Below are 16610 nucleotides of genomic sequence, written 5' to 3'. Positions count from 1 at the left end.
GCTTAGGATTTTGTAAGGAATTCATCCAGGTTCATAATAGCATTGGCCACTACTGCCAGGGCAGCCAGTTCGGCCTGTTGCGTGTCACTGTTAGTGCTTTGCAGCATTTTTGCGGCGGCCTTTGGATCCTTGCGGAATTCCGTGAGCGCCTGCGTATAGAGTGTCTGTAATACTTTCAGCTTATTATCAGCCAATGGTTTGTACATAGCGGTTTGATAACCCGAACGGATACACGCCGCTACATCTTTACCACCGTTTTGCTGCATGTGGCGTGCCAGCGCAATAGCTGTTTCCACATATACAGGATCGTTCAGCGTTACCAGCGCCTGAAGCGGCGTGTTGGTGCGTATACGACGTTGCAGGCAAACTTCACGGCTGCTGCCGTCGAACGATATCATGGAAGGATAAGGGCTGGTACGTTTCTGGTAAACATATACGGCCCTGCGGTACTGGTTGCCGTCTGTCGCCTTGTTCCAGGTACCCCCATTGTACACGGTTTGCCATATATTATCGGGCTGGAAAGGCATCACACTGGGGCCATGCAGGTTCCTGTTCAGCAAACCGCTTACGGTAAGCGCCTGGTCCCTTACTTCTTCTGCTGTTAACCGGAAGCGGGGTCCTCTTGCCAGCAGGCGGTTGGAAGGATCTTTTTCCAGCAGCGCCGGCGATGCATTGGAGGTTTGCTTATAAGCCGCAGAGGTAACGATTTCGCGCAGCAGTGGTTTCATATGCCACTTGTACTGATGCATAAATTTATAAGCGAGATAGTCCAGCAATTCGGGATGGGAAGGAATGAAGCCCTGTGTACCAAAATCCTCCAGCGTTTCCACGATGCCGGTACCAAATAGCTGTTCCCAGCAGCGGTTTACCATCACGCGGGCAGTGAGTGGGTTTTGGGTGGAAGTCATCCACTGTGCGAGGCCGAGACGGTTGCGGGGTGCATCCTTTGGAAATGGATTCAGCGAATGTGGTACATCCGGCGTAACCGCAGGACCCTTTACCAGCCAGTTGCCACGCTCAAATATATTGGTAGTGCGGGCCATGGAAGCGGGGTTTTCTATCATCACCGGGATATCGTCCGGGTTTTGATTGATCACTGCCAGCATTTCCGCACTGATCTTATCATATCCGGGTTTTCCTTTGCCGGGTATGTCTTCCCGGAAGGCGAACCATTCTATCATACATACTGCATCTGCGGGGTTGAGGGCAGGGTTGCGGAATACAAGGTAGAGATCATGCGTACCGGAAACAGAAGGGATAGGCATGCTGATAGCCTGCCGTCCGTTGGTGGGCATCAGGTGATGTGTGAGCATTGTTTTTCCTTTCAGGCTATCCAGTCTGAACTCGATGGTGCCGCCCTGGCTGCCGGTCCAGTAGTTCATGAGCAGTTGGGTTTTACCATCCAGCTTTTGTTTCGGAAGGCGGCAGCTGCCATTGTTCCGCACCCCCATGTATTTGGTATCGAGCAGGGCGCCATTGATATATTGGTCGGCGTTATGCGCATGTACTTTAGGTTCCAGCACTTTCAGGAATTCCTGTACATCCTGCTGTTGGGAGGAAGTACCGTATTGTGATACCCAGCTGCTGATCTGCTGCACCTGTGCCGTACTAACGCTGTCGTATAAACGCAGTTTAGGATGCTCCATGTGCGTGTCTTCATCCCGCGTATTATTGAGGAAGGCGAGCAGTTTATAATAGTCTTCAAAATGAAAAGGATCGTACGGGTGGCTGTGGCATTGCACGCAGGCGATGGTAACGCCCTGGAACACATCCATGGTGGTGGCTACGCGGTCCATTACGGCGGCGGTACGGAATTCTTCATCCTGTGTACCTCCTTCGTCGTTGGTCATGGTGTTACGGTTAAAGGCCGTTGCAATGAGCTGCTGGTTGCTGGCGTTGGGCAACAGGTCGCCCGCGAGTTGGTCTATCGTAAAACTATCATAGGGCAGGTCGCTGTTGAATGCATCGATGAGCCAGTCGCGGTAGCGCCATATTCTTCTGCCTTCATCTCTTTCATAACCTTTGGTATCGGAATAGCGGGCGAGGTCCAGCCACATAGCGGTCCACCGTTCACCATAGTGAGGCGACCGGAGAAGACTGTCCACTATTTTTTCATATGCTGCAGGATCTTTGCTATCGGCAAACTGACGGGCCATTTCAGGAGTGGGAGGCAAACCGGTGAGGTCCAGGCTTACGCGGCGCAGCAGCGTCATCTTATCTGCTTCCGGTGCGGATTCCAGTCCTTCTTTTTTCAGTTTCGCCTGTATGAAGTGGTCAATATTATTGCCATTGGCTACCTCGATATCCGGTACGGCTACTTCTTTTGGCGCAATATACGCCCAGTGCTCGCCCCATTCAGCACCTTGCTTTACCCAACGGGTGAGCAGGTCTATTTCTGCTTCGGTGAGCGGTTCGCCTTTTTGTGGCATCCGCTCTTTAGGATCTTTACAGGTAAGACGGCGGATGAATTCACTTTTTTCAGGATGGCCTGGAACAATAGCCGGTTTACCGGATTTGGTGACGCCAAGGGCTTCTTCCTTAAACAGCACACTAAATCCACCGCTTTGTTTTACGCCGCCATGGCAGCTGATACAATGCTTGTTGAGCACTGGTTTTACTTCTGTACTGAAGTCTACTTTTTGGTTAGAATGACAGGCCGCAAACATAATGCCTGCGCCGGCAGTAAGGGTGAGGGCCACTGTTACCCTCAACGTGGAGAAATAATGCATTAGCAATTGATTGACACCCTGTAAAAATAGCCCGGACAGCAGAGAATGCTGCTAGATGATCTGCTGAATATGATGGATTATCTTACGATTAAACTTTCTTTTCCCGGTATTGGTTGGGAGAAATACCCATGACCCGGGTAAACATGCGCGAGAAATAATAGGGATCTTCCATGCCCAGCTGAGCAGCCACTTCTTTAATGCGCAAAGGTGTAAAAAGCAGGTACTGGCAAGCCTTCTGTACTTTCAGGTGGTTAAAGTATTCGATGGGCGAAAAGCCGGTATTTGTTTTGAAAAGAAAGGAAAAATGCGACTGCGACAGGTTAGCGGCTTTGGCCATTTGCCGCAGCGTAAGCATGGTGTCCAGGTGGCTATTCATATAATCGATGGCCACGTCCACCGCATCGTGCTGCTGGCTTGCTTTTCCGGGGTGGGTAATGCCGGGATACATACAGGAAGAGAGGAAAGACCAGAAATTCATATTTGAGTAGACGAGGTTTTCCTGGCGGTAACCACGCTGCAGTTGCTGGTATATCTGTTCAAACTGTTGCAGTCTTTCCAGTGAATGAGGCAGGAATGTTTTGTGGCCGTTCCATTCTTTAATCGCCACATCTACAATGGCATCAGCACTGCTGCCAAGGAAATGCGCCCAGTAAATAGTCCATGGATCATTTTCGTCGGCACTGTATTCATGGGCCCATTTGCGGGGCAACAGGAAGCAATCGCCGGCCTGGATTAGCAGGGTTTCCTTTTTCAGTGTAACACTGCCCTTGCCTTCCAGGCAATAGATAAGTATATGCTGATCCGCGCCCTGGGCTCTTTTCCGGTGATGAAAAAGGGCTTTGGGATAATAACCGATATCGGTGATGTATAGGGGAGTAAGCACAGGCTCCTTCTCACAGTTCCTGGTCAGGACATCGCGTGGTATTACTATCATCCGTTGTCCCTGAAAGCCTTCTTTCTTCCTGATCATAACGCTGGCGGTTTTATCCCAAAGTAAGAAAATCCATTTTATTTCGTACCGCGGGTCATGATAATTTCCCTTCCGTTTTGATATAAGGTCAGTTTAATGGGTGTACCGGCAGGGTCTTTTTCAAATTTGAGTTTGGCGTCCACCACGGTGTAAAAGAATGTATCGGCCGACTCAGGATAGATCTCCGCCGCCGACTGATCACCAAATGTGGCATATACTTTATTGCCCTTTACATTAATACGCATTTTTAACGCCGGGTTATCTGTTAACGGATACACGCCTGCTAAGGCATCCAGCGCTTCCTGTGGTAGTTTGATACTGTAAGGGAGCGGTTTTTTTTGCGGAATGCTATAAGGATTACCCCATACGATGTCGTCAACGGAAGGAATGAGGGTCATTACATTCACCAGCCGATCGATGTTGGATAATATAATAATGGTCTTATTATGATCAATATATCGTGTAATGAGGGTATTATAACCTCCCCAGCTACCATTATGCCAAACGTTCTGTCCCTTGGAAGGTTCGGCGGAAAGTACCCAGCCAAAACCATAATCGAGTCCGGGCGCCAGGCCTGCATTCCCTTCTTTCAAAGGGAACGGCGTATATGCTTCCAGCAGGGTAGCTTTTTTCACCAGCTTTTCTGTATACAACGCCTGATCCCAGGAAAGCAGGTCGGTTACATTGCTGCAAATGCCAAATGGTCCGGCAATGCGGTCCAGGTAATAAGTGTAACTATTGGACATAGTGCTGTCGGGGTCCAGGAATTTATTGGCGCTGGCATCCCATATATAGCCCAATGCATAATCCGGGATAGGTTGCACCGCACTGCGCCTGGAATATACCAATGTATTTTTCATACCTGCCGGAAGAAAAACGTGCCGCCTCATATAGTCTGCAAATTTTTCTCCGGAAACTTTTTCAACGATCTGTGCCAGCAACAAATAGTTCGTATTGGAGTAGCGGTAAGCGGTACCTGGTTTAAAATAAGTGCTGTCGTACACATTGGGTAACCGCTGTATGATATCCATATTGCCATTGATCCTGGAAGTGTCGAGTTGTTGCTGGTTCCAGGCCAGCACCTCCGGTATACCGGAGGTTTGGTTGAGTAAATGACGTATAGTCACACCCGTGAATTTCAGCGCCGGGAAATATTGCCGGAGTGAATCATCGTACTGCAATTTTCCCTGCTCCTTTAATTGCATAATGGCCATCGCGGTAAATTGTTTGGATACGGACGCCAGTTCAAAACGGGTGCTGATACGATTGGGGACTTTCTTGTCAAGATCCGCGTATCCTACCGCTTTTTCGAAAATGGGTTTGCCGTTTTCAGCAACAAGGATACAGCCATTGAAATCCTGCCGGGCAGCAAGACTGTCAAATAACGTGTTTAATTGGGTAACCCGGTCCTGAGCTTTGCCGGGAAAGTAAAAAATAATGCCGGAACCGATAAGGAACAGTAAAATTTGCAAACGTTTTTTGTTCATACGAAACAGGAGGATGATGAAGTTAACTTGTTTGTTTTACAGGAAATATAATAATATTACCCAATACTGCTCATCATATTTATCCGTTAGTTTAGAAAAAATATGCTTTTCTTTATGTGTTACTGAACTTTTTTAACTGAACAATGAAAGAAAGACTACTACTGGTAGCCCTCGCCGTTTTGTGTATGCAGGGGTGGGCGCAACAGTTACCCTCAGCATTACAAACACCTGAAGTGGTGTCGATAAACCGGATGCCGATGCGCGCCACCGCCTTTGCTTACGAGAACGCCAGCCTGGCGCAGCAGCGGGAAAAAGAGCAGTCCGCTTATTTTATATCTCTCAATGGTCAATGGAAATTTAATTGGGTGCAGGATCCCCGCAAACGGCCCATGGACTTCTATAAAGTAAACTTTAACGATGCGGCCTGGGATAATTTCAAAGTGCCGGCCAATTGGGAAGTGAACGGCTACGGCCTGCCCATTTACGTGAATCAGCCGTATGAATTTGCCGGTCGTACCAAAACAGGCGAAGACCTGAATGCACCTTTTGATATTCCGGAAGATAATAACCCGGTTGGATCTTACCGCAAAAAAATCAACATCCCGCAGCAATGGGATGGCAGACAGGTATTCATTCATCTTGGCGCCGTAAAATCGGCTTTCTTTATCTGGGTAAACGGCGAAAAAGTAGGATATAGTGAAGACAGTAAACTGGCAGCGGAATTTGATATCACCAGGTATGTAAAACCAGGGGAGAACCTCATCGCATTACAGGTATATCGCTGGAGCGATGGCTCCTACCTGGAATGCCAGGATATGTGGCGTATTTCGGGTATAGAAAGGGAAGTATACCTCTATTCCACGCCAAAGATGGATGTGCGTGATTTTAAAATTACATCTGCCCTCGATAAATCATACACCAATGGTATTTTTAAAATTGATATGGAGGTAGATAATTACCGCATCGATAAAAATACCAACCATAGTAAACCGGACACATTCTCCGTAGCTGTAGACCTCCGTGATGCTGCCGGTAAAAGCGTGTACAGCGAAGAAACGGCTGGTATACAGAAAGTACTGGGTAATTATAAATCTACCGTTAGTTTCAGTCATGAAATACCCGCTGTAAAAACCTGGTCGGCCGAAATACCCTACCTGTATACCCTTTACATTACCTTGAAAGATAAAACGGGGGAGGTATTGGAAGTAATTCCACAGCGGGTTGGCTTCCGCTCCATAGAAATCATCGACCGTAATTTCCTCGTAAATGGAAAACGTATTTTCCTGAAAGGCGTGAACAGGCATGAACACAACGCTACGCAGGGGCATACGCTTACGCACGACGACATGCGAAAGGACATGGAGATGATGAAACAACTGAATGTAAATGCGGTGCGTCATTCCCACTATCCCCCCGATCCTTACTGGATGCAGCTGTGCGATGAATACGGACTGTACGTGGTAGATGAAGCCAATATTGAATCCCATGGCCGCTACTACGATCTCGCCTATACGTTTGCGAATGATAAAGAATGGCGCGTGCCTCATCTTGAAAGAGTAAAGCGTATGTACGAGCGCGATAAAAATCATGCAGCAGTAGTTACCTGGTCGCTGGGTAATGAAGCAGGCAACGGCGCTAATTTTTATGAAGCCTACGATTGGCTGAAAGCAACTGATCATACCCGTCCGGTGCAATACGAGCGTGCGGAGCACGACTATAATACCGATATGATCGTACCTCAGTATCCTTCTCCCGGTTCGCTACTGCGTTATTCACAACGCAATCCGGATCGCCCGATGATCATGAGTGAATACGCACATATCATGGGAAATAGCCTGGGCAATTTCCAGGAGTACTGGACGGCGATCGAGAATAATCCTTATCTCCAGGGCGGATTTATCTGGGAGTGGATAGACCAGGGAATTGATACGGTGAAAAACGGTAAGCGCATACTGGCCTATGGCGGCGACTTCCCGCTGAGCGGACCCGTAAATGAAGACTTCAGCGATAACGATTTCTGCGTAAAAGGGGTGGTAACCGCCCATCGGGGCTTAACACCTATGGCCGTGGAGGTGAAGAAAGTATACCAGCATATCAGCACCGCTTTTAATGGTCGTGATGCTATTACCATCCGCAACGGCTATTTCTTCCGTGACCTGGCTAACTACCAGCTGAACTGGGAAATACTGGAAGATGGAAAACCGGTAGAACATGGCGTAATCAGGGAGCTGAAGGCAGGGCCTCAACAAAAGATCAACATCCCGCTGCCGGTGAAATCTGTCGCGAAGCCAGGTAAAGAATATTTTCTGAATGTGCGCTACGCACTGAAAGAAAAAGAACCCTTTCTGCCCGCCGGCTACGAAATAGCGGCAGAACAGTTTGTATGGCAGCAGGCGGCGAAAAGCGACGCCAATATTACCGCAAAACAATCCGCACTTACAGCAACAGCAACTCCGGGATCGCTGCAATTCAAAGGCAGCGGCTTTTCATTGTCTTTTGACCTGAACAAGGGAACCCTTAACGGCTACGAGCTGCAAGGTACGCCGTTGCTGCAAGGGGCTGTTCAGCCGGCATTCTGGCGTGCGCCCACCGACAACGACCTGGGAGCCGGCTTTAACCATTCGCTCCGGAAATGGCGTAATGCTGCCGAAGCAGGAAAAGTGTTGAGCGCTACCAGCCAAAAAACGGATGCAGGCTACGTGGTAACCATTCAGAAAGAGTTACTGGAAGGTGAAGCAACCATCACACAAACTTTCCACGTGTATGGCGATGGCGCCGTAAAAGTGGATAACCAGCTGCACGTTATTAAAGGGAAATATCCTTTGTTATTGCGGGTAGGTAATGACCTGCGGCTGAATAAAGCGTTAAATAAGATCAGCTACTATGGCCGTGGTCCCTGGGAAAACTATTGGGACAGGAAGACGGCTTCCTTTGTCGGTATCTATCAGCAGTCGGTCGACAGCCAGTACTTTCCTTATGCCCGTCCACAGGAAAGCGGCAATAAATCTGATGTGCGCTGGGTGAATATCACCAACAGGAAAGGAAAGGGTTTACGTTTTGAATATGCCGGAGAGCTGATTAATTTCTCTGCATTGCCTTACAGCTTGGATGACCTGGATCCGGAAGCGGATAAAAAGCAATATCATTCCGGCGAACTGGTTGCCCGTGATACCGTTTATATGCATGTAGATATGCAGCAATCGGGTGTGCAGGGTATTGACAGCTGGGGTTCTATGCCGTTGAAAGAATACAGGATCCCTTATGCGGATCAGTCGTATAGTTATTGGATAAAGCCTTTGAAATAAGAGGAAAGCAAAAGTGGAGAAAAAGCCCCGGTAGAGTATGGCCGGGGTTTTTTATCGTATTTTAGAACCAGGATGCCAGGATAATGCGGACGTCTTTCTATTCTACAATCTCCACACCCAATCCCGCCAGCAATACCAGTGCATCCGGCAAACTGAACTTCGCTTTCCGCACCTTATTGCCCTGTACATTGATCGCATACCGCCGCGCATCTACAAAATCAGCCTGCGTAAGATCCGTTTCCGAAAACCGGGCTCCGGCCAGATCAGTTCCTGTAAAAGTAGCCATCGATAAATTGCACGACGAAAAATCCACTTCGTCTGCCTGGCAGTGAATAAAAATACCTTTCCTGAGATTTTTGCCGGAAAAACTACTAAAGCTGATACGGCTATGATGGAATTCCATCGAAAACGGATTACGGGTGGTATGCCATGCTACACCGATAGCTTTGGAGTTCAGCAACACGATGCGGCTAAATCCCGTTTGTTTGAACTGTATAAGCGACAAATCACAGTGCTCAAAAGTACATTTGTCGAAAGTGCAGTCTACAAAAACAGATTCCTTCAGGCTGCATTTGTAAAACTGGCAATCAAAAAATTCACGGCCGGCAATCGTTTTGCCTTCCCAGACGATGTTTTCGAATTTTTTGTGTGCATGCGAAAGTTCCTGATCGTAGTCCGCTACGGTATAAAATTTAGTGGCTAAAGATAACACTTATAAAAACGCTCCCCGGAGCGTTTTGGCATAAATTTAACATTATGAACCGGGTGGCAGACTACTGATCAGCAGCATAAACCCCGTGGTCCCTGAATATATTTCATCGTATCTTTACATCGCTTCCTGGTGTAGAAATGGAGAACAATTCAAACAGCATACAACGTAAAATTATTCATATTGATATGGACGCTTTTTATGCGTCTGTAGAGCAACGTGATAACCCGCTTTACAGGGGCAAGGCCATTGCTGTTGGTGGCTCTCCCGAAGGCCGTGGCGGTGTGGTGGCTACCGCCAGTTATGAAGCCCGTAAATTTGGCGTGCGCTCTGCTATGCCCTCTAAAAGAGCGCAGCAGTTATGCCCGGAACTGATATTTGTGCGTCCCCGTTTTGATGCATATAAAGAAGTATCCCGGCGTATCCGCGAAATATTTTCACGGCATACTGACCTCATCGAACCGTTGTCGCTTGATGAGGCTTATCTTGATGTAACAACCGATAAACAGCATATCGGTTCTGCCATCGAAATCGCCAAACTCATCAAACAGGCTATCCGAGACGAACTGCAGTTGACTGCTTCAGCCGGTGTGTCGATCAATAAGTTTGTCGCCAAAATTGCGTCTGATCTGAATAAGCCGGATGGACTGACTTTTATAGGGCCTTCTTCCATTGAATCGTTTATGGAGCAACTGCCCGTAGAAAAATTCCATGGCGTTGGTAAGGTAACTGCCGATAAAATGAAAAGGATGGGCCTCTTTACCGGCGCTGATCTTAAAAAGTTATCCGAGCAGGATCTGAAAACGCATTTTGGGAAAGTAGGCAGTTTCTATTATCGTATTGTACGGGGGCAAGATGAACGGGAAGTGCAGCCACACCGCGAAACCAAGTCGCTCGGTGCCGAAGATACGTTCCCCTACGATCTGACCACCGTGGCTGATATGGAGGCCGAACTGATAAAAATCGGTAAAACCGTATACGACCGGCTGGAACGTTACCAGCTGAAAGGGCGTACTATTACCCTCAAAATAAAATACGCCGACTTTAAACAGATCACCCGTAATCAATCCTTTCCTTTCCCGGTGGGGGATTTTGAAACTATCATTGAAACGGCTAAACAATTACTGGCGGCTACCTCGCCGGAAGATAAACCCATACGGCTGTTAGGTATTACGTTGTCGAATTTTAACGAAGCCCCGGCATCAGAGGGGAAGACCGGCCCATCCCCGCAGTTATCCCTTTTTAATTTTGAGGAATAACAATTGCTCCCGTATTTTAATAGGCAATGCTGTTACGTGACCAGGTATAACAATACCGGGTCAGCCAACTGTTTGCCTTTTTCGGTAAGGCAGCAAATTGGCACTGGCCGGGCGTTATAGCTCATAACATTGCTACCTGTCAGCTCAACTGGCTGCAGGTGTTTGACCTTAAAACATGGGCAATGAAGCAGTTCGCCTATATGGCGTTAGCGGCACACCACGAAATTTTTTGCAGGATCTTGAGGGAAGATCATTGCCAAAAATCTGTATGGCATCGCATTGTTGAATAAGCTGAAAGAAATACTACAGGCCTGTGGTGCTGATTAGAAAGATAAGTGACAATGAAGGCAAACAGCGCTGCCGTTCGTGTACTTTTATCAGTCCCAACGTGATTAGGCTTCTGCTTTACGCCAGAATTCAGGTAAGTCAATTTCAGTTTCAATTTCCTCACTTCTTTCCTGCATCATGTCGATCAGGTTTTTGTGAAGATCAGGGTGTTCTTCCCAAAACGTGGCAGGTACATCCAGTACGTTCTTCAGCAAATCGCCGGGATACATACCAGCAGTTACCAGTACATCGTTTTTTAATATCTCTAATGCTAAAGGTACCAAATAGGTAGGGTTAAATGATTGTCCGATTAACGTACGCAATTCGCTCGCAGATAACTTTACTACTGGTACTTTAACTAAGGCAAGACATTTTTGAATTAGTCCTGAATCCTGTTCCGTGGCCGTTCCCCAACTCTTATTCTCTAACTGCTCCAAAGATTTATATCTCCAGATATCTTTCTTATTCATAAAAAATGTGTCTCTCTTTTCGTACTAATAAAATAATAATTTATGAAGATGATTTCAACGCGCAATCTTTCTTTTGATGGTGATCATCTGCCAGATTCCTGCGGAGTTTTGCAGGTGTTGCGGTAGCCGGTCAGCGCCGGCGGTTATAAGAAACCAGGATCAACAGCTATAAATATAATGAATATTGTCGATGGAGAAAGAAAATTTTCCACCTTTAACATTTCCTGTTACAGCACTCCGGCCTTAACTTATCATATACAGCTGCCTGTAAGCCTTCCTTACCGGAGTTTGAGGACGCAAGTTACGAAAATCCGGTTAATTTATTACGCCCTATCTTTTCTGAGCTTATCAGTTGTTCAAACAAAACACCGGATTTTGCCGGCAGAAACAATTATCTTATCTCTCCAAAATAAAAGCAAATGCGGAAATATATTTTGTTGGCCTGCTGTGCCGCAGCACTGTACCAGCCACTGCATGCACAAACTGCCGGCACCTCTTCCCCCAAAATCAAAAATGTAATTTTCATGATAGGAGATGGGATGGGTACCACCCAGATCTATGCCGGGTTAACCGCCAACAAAGGCTGGCTGAACCTGGAAAGATTTAAGTATATCGGTTTTTCACGTACCAATTCGGCCAGCGACTATATCACCGAGTCGGCCGCCGGCGCCACTGCTTTCGCTATCGGGGGGAAAACATATAACGGCGCCATCGGGGTAGACACGGCCCGGAAGCCTAAACCCACGATCGTTGAAATCGCCCACCGGCACGGACTGGCTACCGGTATTGTTGTTACTACCGATATTACAGACGCTACGCCGGCTACTTTTGCCACCCATGAACCATCCAGGGAAATGGCCGCTGAAATTGCAGCGGATTATCTGAAATCTGATGTGGATGTATTGATAGGCGCGGGCAGAGAACATTTTGACCAACGCAAAGATGGCCGTAACCTGCTGGATGAATTCGGAAAAAAAGGTTACCAGGTAAAATATACCACAACTGATATTACAGCGGTGAAGCATGGTAAGCTGGTGGGCCTTGTAAAAGAGAAGAGGGTAGCGGAAAGAGGGGACCAGCTGGCGCAAACCACAAAAACAGCGATCGATTTGCTGAAACAAAACAATAAAGGTTTTTTCCTGGTAGTGGAAGGCTCGAAAATTGATGACGGCGGCCATGCGAATGATTTGTCGTATGTAACGGAAGAAATGATCGACTTTGACCGCGCTATCGGCGCTGTGCTCGACTTTGCCATAAAAGACGGGGAAACACTCGTGGTTGTAACAGCGGATCATGAAACGGGTGGTCTTACCATTTCAGAAGGCGATCTGGCAACAGGAAAGATCAGTGGTAAATTTTCAACAGATGACCATACGGGTGTGATGGTACCGGTATTTGCTTTCGGACCCGGCGCCGCCGCATTTATGGGCATTTACCAGAACAATACCATTTTTGCAAAGTTTATGGAGGCTTTACATTTTACGAACAAGTAACCATATTGGCTATAAAAAAGGGGGCGTGTCACTAATGACGCGCCCCCTTTTCGTATATTCTTTAGCGTTCGCTACGCCGTTTTTTGGTATTTTGGAAGTACCAGCAGTTTTACAATACTGTGTGCCGCCCCAGATAATACAAATGCGATCAACAGCAGGATAGCGGCTTTCCCCGGTGTATCGAACACATCAATCACGCCGGATACCGACTTGCCGGCAAACAGCAGGGCAATTAAACAGGCAATTCCCCCGGTGATCCATAAAGTAATATGCGACCATAGGTATTTTTGTTTTTGGAAACCCGTTTTCCCGAAAGAGGTAAACAACAGGTAAACATGTGCTACGAAAAATGCAACGGCTAAAATAGTAAGGGTTGTCAGCATGCTGGTTATTTTTTAGGTGTTGGTAAAATAGTCTGTTATCCCTAAAATATCAAAACCTTTTCATATATACAATAGGCTGAGCCAATTTAATCATACCTGGCGGATATCGCCCTCGCCGGCCCGGATATGCGAAATATGCTCGGCGATCAGGTGAAGACGGTAATAATACTTCTCAAAAATATCATCATACATGCGGTGCCTGTTTTCCAGGAAGGCGTTGAGGGCTTCATGAATGAACTCTTCAAAGGTATGATGCTCACTTACTTTGATCACACATTCAAACACCGGCTCCATACTGGTAGCAAACTTTGGCTTCACCTGTATGTCCGCTATGGTGGTAATCATATCTTTATACAGGTTGGGCGCCTTGGCAAAAGGAACATAGTGGATCGCCATAAATCCATCTTCATCATATACATATTTGTCCACTTCTTCTGAAAGCAAATACTGCACTACCTCCCGGTTGTTATTATGCCGGGTAGCCAGTAAAAGAGGCGTATCCTGGCTGGCGAGCACAAAATTAAAATGGATATTATGTTCGATCAGGATCAGCAGCATATCGGTGATAGCCGCCAGCCGGTGATGTTTGAAGATATAGGCAATAGCAAAAAGGTAATCGGGATTGTCAACGATCAGACTGGCGCCTTTCTTCATCGCATAAAGTACAGCCTGCGGCTTGTTGGCGCCAATCGCACAAAAAATAATCGGGATAATTCCTTCTTTCCTGTAATGTATATCAGCCCCTCCTTCCTCTATCAGCAATTCAGCCGCTTCAAAAAATATTTCCTGGTTTTCAAGTAAATCGCAAAGTAACTCAGAGCGCTCGTTCCGTGTAAGCGAAGAAAGGTTGTAGCCAAGCCCGGTAATAATTTCGTCCGGCTCCTGGCTGATTCTCACTTTGCGCTTCAGATCATACAGCGAAATTTTTTGCATACGGTTTTCATAGTGAAATAATAGCTGCTGGGATACAACTTTCCATAGGATGAAAGCACGGTAGGCCTGAAGATCAAAGATAATGATAATTATTAATATTTAAGAGCGATCTTATTCCGGGGGCTTAATTATCATGTAAAAGATAATAGCTAACAATTACCGCACTGCAAAAGCTATGCGGCAGCTTACCGTTACTTTGCCCGGAACACTGAATCAAACCCACTTCAGTAACCTATACCACCGGATACCCTGCTCCAATGTAATGTCAACCTAATCCCTTTTACCATGAAAAAAATTGTACTGTTTGCTTTATTGCTTGTTGCCGCAAAGTATTGTTTCCCGCAGCATTGCAATAACCCTTTACGCATTGTGGTGTTAGGCTCTTCCACCGCCTGGGGCAATGGAGTACCCAGCCGCGATAGCGCATGGACCTTCCGTTTTGCCCGTTATCTGAAAGCAAATCACCACCCGGCAGATACGCTGATTAACCTTGCCGTGGGAGGCTATACCACGCAAAATATTCAGGCCACAGGAACACCACCTTATACTGTATTGGGTAACACTTTTACGGTAGATGTAAATAGAAATATTACCCGCGCTGTTTCGCTCTCGCCCGATGCCATTATCATCAACATCTCCAACGATGATGAAGGACGCGGATTTCCACTGTCGGTGCAAACAGCCAACTTCCTGGCTTTGAAGCAGGTGGCCGCGCAAAATAATATCCCGTTGTGGGTAGCTACTACCCAACCCCGCGACAACCTCGGTACCGCCGGAGCAGGACGGCTACTGCAAATGAAAGACAGCATCATGCACTACTTCGGCGATAAAGCCATTGACTTCTGGACCGGTCTGGCCGCCGCCAGCAACCAGATTGCAGCTGTGTACAGCGCCGGTGACGGCTTTCATTTTAACGCTGCCGGTCAGCAGGTATTATTCGACAGGGTAGTAGCCAAACAAATTCCACAGGTGCTTTGCACACCGGTGACCACACCTGCCTTCCAGCTGTTGTCCTTTACGGTAAGCCAGTATAAAGACTCGCTGCAACTGAAATGGACAACAACCACCGAAACAAAAAGCAAACTTTTTGTTGTGGAGCAAAGCGGCGATTCGCTGAACTGGAGCCAGCTTAGCCAGGTGGCTGCTGCCGGCAACAGCGCTATCGCCAAAGCCTATACGCTCACGGATACGACTTTCCCGCGGCAACCCAAATACTATCGCCTCAATATGATGGACTCTTCCGATCAGCATACCTTCAGTGCCGTAGTAAAAGGAATACCGGATACATTGTATTACACGCCTTTCCGGCTGTCGGACTTCACCGTAAACAGTTTGCCGGGAAAAATAAAGCTGGACTGGACTACGGCAAAAGAAAGTAATACCCTCACGTTTACGGTAGAACGAAGCACCGACTCTCTTACCTGGGCCGCCATCGGCAACCTGGCTGCGGCAGGCAGCAGCGCCACCCCGCGTAACTATACCTATAGCGATATAACGGTAACGGCTAACCAGTTTTACTTTTACCGGCTTCATATGGAAGCTGCCGGTAGCCGGCATTTCTATAGCAACGTGGTAAAAGGCCAGCCGGCCGGCACGCCGGCAAATTGTAACAACCCCTTACGCATTGTTGTGCTGGGTTCTTCCACTGCCTGGGGCAACGGGCTGCCCAGCCGCGACAGTGCATGGACGTTTCGTTTTGCCCGTTACCTCAAATCCAGTCACAACGCGGCAGATACTGTGATCAACCTGGCGATCGGAGGCTATACCACGCAACATATTATGCCCGATGGCACACCACCTTATACTTCGCTGGGTAATACTTTTTATGTAGATATGCAGCATAATATTACAAAGGCGCTGTCGCTGAATCCCGATGCGATCATCATTAATATGCCTACCAATGATGAAGCACGCGGTTTCCCGCTGGCAAAACAAACCGCTAACTACCTTGCGCTGAAACAACTGGCGGCACAGTCAAACATCCCGCTATGGGTGACTACCACACAACCACGTGGCAACCTCGGATTTGCTGCCGCCGCCCGGCTGCGGCAAATGAAGGATACCATTGTTGCGTATTTTGGCAGTAAATCCATCAATTTCTATGATGGTTTAGCAACCAGCACAGGACTCATTGAGCCTGCCTACAATAGCGGAGATGATGTACATTTCAATGCGCTGGGACAAAGTATCCTGTTTCAACGGGTGGTGGCAGCCGCCATTCCGGACTCGCTTTGTGCGCTTCATACGATGACGGGTCGTCGTGCAGTGGCAGCCGCCCCCGGCATGATAAAAGCCGAAGTTCGTGCTGTCTCCGCCGGGTTATATCCCAATCCGGCGAAGGATTATGTGTTGCTGCAGGGTATCACCAATGAAGTGTATAAGGTGGAGGTATACAATGTACAGGGAGCATTGATACAGATCCGTCAGAAAGCTACGGGTAACCGCCTGGATGTGAGCCAGTGGCGGCCGGGGATTTATTTTATTGTCATCAATAACAACCGGCGTTATAAGTTGGTAAAATTGTGATCATTATAAAAAGGTTCCG

11 protein-coding genes are annotated in these 16610 nt (G+C 47.5%); 4 read left to right on the top strand and 7 right to left on the bottom strand.

Translation table 11 applies throughout. The features are described 5' to 3' along the window. Nucleotides 1–2: 2 nt before the first annotated feature. The 3 genes from KE626_RS16475 to KE626_RS16465 all read right to left on the bottom strand — a co-directional run bounded on the left by KE626_RS16475 (nucleotide 3) and on the right by KE626_RS16465 (nucleotide 5186). Entirely contained in the window at nucleotides 3–2729 is a 2727-nt protein-coding gene (locus KE626_RS16475; protein ID WP_249207507.1) for a DUF1553 domain-containing protein, read from the bottom strand. Nucleotides 2730–2817: 88 nt separating this feature from the next. Continuing rightward, on the bottom strand, nucleotides 2818–3699 hold the full coding sequence (locus KE626_RS16470; protein WP_211974018.1) for an AraC family transcriptional regulator: 882 nt from the start codon (nucleotides 3697–3699) through the stop codon (nucleotides 2818–2820). 38 nt (nucleotides 3700–3737) lie between these two features. Further along, nucleotides 3738–5186 carry a serine hydrolase domain-containing protein gene (locus KE626_RS16465; protein WP_211974017.1) on the bottom strand — a complete coding sequence of 483 codons (1449 nt, stop codon included), beginning with the start codon at nucleotides 5184–5186 and terminating at the stop codon, nucleotides 3738–3740. Nucleotides 5187–5329: 143 nt separating this feature from the next. Between KE626_RS16465 and lacZ the strand changes: the two genes are divergently transcribed. Further along, nucleotides 5330–8491, top strand: coding sequence for a beta-galactosidase, LacZ type (gene lacZ, locus KE626_RS16460; RefSeq protein WP_211974016.1), 3162 nt, complete (start codon nucleotides 5330–5332; stop codon nucleotides 8489–8491). Nucleotides 8492–8588: 97 nt separating this feature from the next. On the opposite strand, the gene KE626_RS35075 is transcribed toward lacZ, so the two are convergent. Beyond that, nucleotides 8589–9203: a pentapeptide repeat-containing protein gene (locus tag KE626_RS35075; protein ID WP_211974015.1), complete on the bottom strand. Its 615-nt coding sequence runs from the start codon at nucleotides 9201–9203 to the stop codon at nucleotides 8589–8591. A 137-nt stretch (nucleotides 9204–9340) separates the two neighbouring features. On the opposite strand from KE626_RS35075, the gene dinB reads away from it, so the two are divergent. Beyond that, entirely contained in the window at nucleotides 9341–10459 is a 1119-nt protein-coding gene (gene dinB / locus KE626_RS16450; RefSeq protein ID WP_211974014.1) for a DNA polymerase IV, read from the top strand. 392 nt (nucleotides 10460–10851) lie between these two features. Here dinB and KE626_RS16445 read toward each other — a convergent pair whose 3' ends face one another. Then, nucleotides 10852–11256, bottom strand: coding sequence for a contact-dependent growth inhibition system immunity protein (locus KE626_RS16445; RefSeq protein WP_211974013.1), 405 nt, complete (start codon nucleotides 11254–11256; stop codon nucleotides 10852–10854). 419 nt (nucleotides 11257–11675) lie between these two features. Between KE626_RS16445 and KE626_RS16440 the strand changes: the two genes are divergently transcribed. After that, entirely contained in the window at nucleotides 11676–12749 is a 1074-nt protein-coding gene (locus tag KE626_RS16440) for an alkaline phosphatase (RefSeq protein ID WP_211974012.1), read from the top strand. Between the two features lie 71 nt (nucleotides 12750–12820). Here KE626_RS16440 and KE626_RS16435 read toward each other — a convergent pair whose 3' ends face one another. Together KE626_RS16435 and KE626_RS16430 are read right to left on the bottom strand one after the other, a co-directional pair. Beyond that, nucleotides 12821–13132 (bottom strand): hypothetical protein, encoded by a 312-nt coding sequence (locus KE626_RS16435; RefSeq protein ID WP_211974011.1) that lies wholly within the window; start codon nucleotides 13130–13132, stop codon nucleotides 12821–12823. 90 nt (nucleotides 13133–13222) lie between these two features. Then, nucleotides 13223–14065 (bottom strand): ankyrin repeat domain-containing protein, encoded by an 843-nt coding sequence (locus KE626_RS16430; RefSeq protein ID WP_211974010.1) that lies wholly within the window; start codon nucleotides 14063–14065, stop codon nucleotides 13223–13225. Between the two features lie 285 nt (nucleotides 14066–14350). Between KE626_RS16430 and KE626_RS16425 the strand changes: the two genes are divergently transcribed. Continuing rightward, nucleotides 14351–16591 (top strand): GDSL-type esterase/lipase family protein, encoded by a 2241-nt coding sequence (locus tag KE626_RS16425; protein ID WP_211974009.1) that lies wholly within the window; start codon nucleotides 14351–14353, stop codon nucleotides 16589–16591. The last annotated feature ends 19 nt before the right edge of the window (nucleotides 16592–16610 follow it).

Origin of the sequence: Chitinophaga hostae, assembly GCF_018224885.1 — a bacterium.
Taxonomy (GTDB): Bacteria; Bacteroidota; Bacteroidia; order Chitinophagales; family Chitinophagaceae; genus Chitinophaga; species Chitinophaga hostae.
Note: the sequence above shows the minus strand (reverse complement) of the source record. Positions and strands in the feature narration are given on the sequence as shown.

Excerpts from the sequence above, each read along its gene's own strand:
- lacZ (WP_211974016.1), top strand. The coding sequence starts at position 5,330 with ATGAAAGAAAGACTACTACTGGTAGCCCTCGCCGTTTTGTGTATGCAG.
- KE626_RS16440 (WP_211974012.1), top strand. The coding sequence starts at position 11,676 with ATGCGGAAATATATTTTGTTGGCCTGCTGTGCCGCAGCACTGTACCAG.
- KE626_RS16470 (WP_211974018.1), bottom strand. The coding sequence starts at position 3,699 with ATGATCAGGAAGAAAGAAGGCTTTCAGGGACAACGGATGATAGTAATA.
- KE626_RS16430 (WP_211974010.1), bottom strand. The coding sequence starts at position 14,065 with ATGCAAAAAATTTCGCTGTATGATCTGAAGCGCAAAGTGAGAATCAGC.
- dinB (WP_211974014.1), top strand. The coding sequence starts at position 9,341 with ATGGAGAACAATTCAAACAGCATACAACGTAAAATTATTCATATTGAT.
- KE626_RS16475 (WP_249207507.1), bottom strand. The coding sequence starts at position 2,729 with ATGCATTATTTCTCCACGTTGAGGGTAACAGTGGCCCTCACCCTTACT.
- KE626_RS16445 (WP_211974013.1), bottom strand. The coding sequence starts at position 11,256 with ATGAATAAGAAAGATATCTGGAGATATAAATCTTTGGAGCAGTTAGAG.
- KE626_RS16425 (WP_211974009.1), top strand. The coding sequence starts at position 14,351 with ATGAAAAAAATTGTACTGTTTGCTTTATTGCTTGTTGCCGCAAAGTAT.
- KE626_RS16435 (WP_211974011.1), bottom strand. The coding sequence starts at position 13,132 with ATGCTGACAACCCTTACTATTTTAGCCGTTGCATTTTTCGTAGCACAT.
- KE626_RS16465 (WP_211974017.1), bottom strand. The coding sequence starts at position 5,186 with ATGAACAAAAAACGTTTGCAAATTTTACTGTTCCTTATCGGTTCCGGC.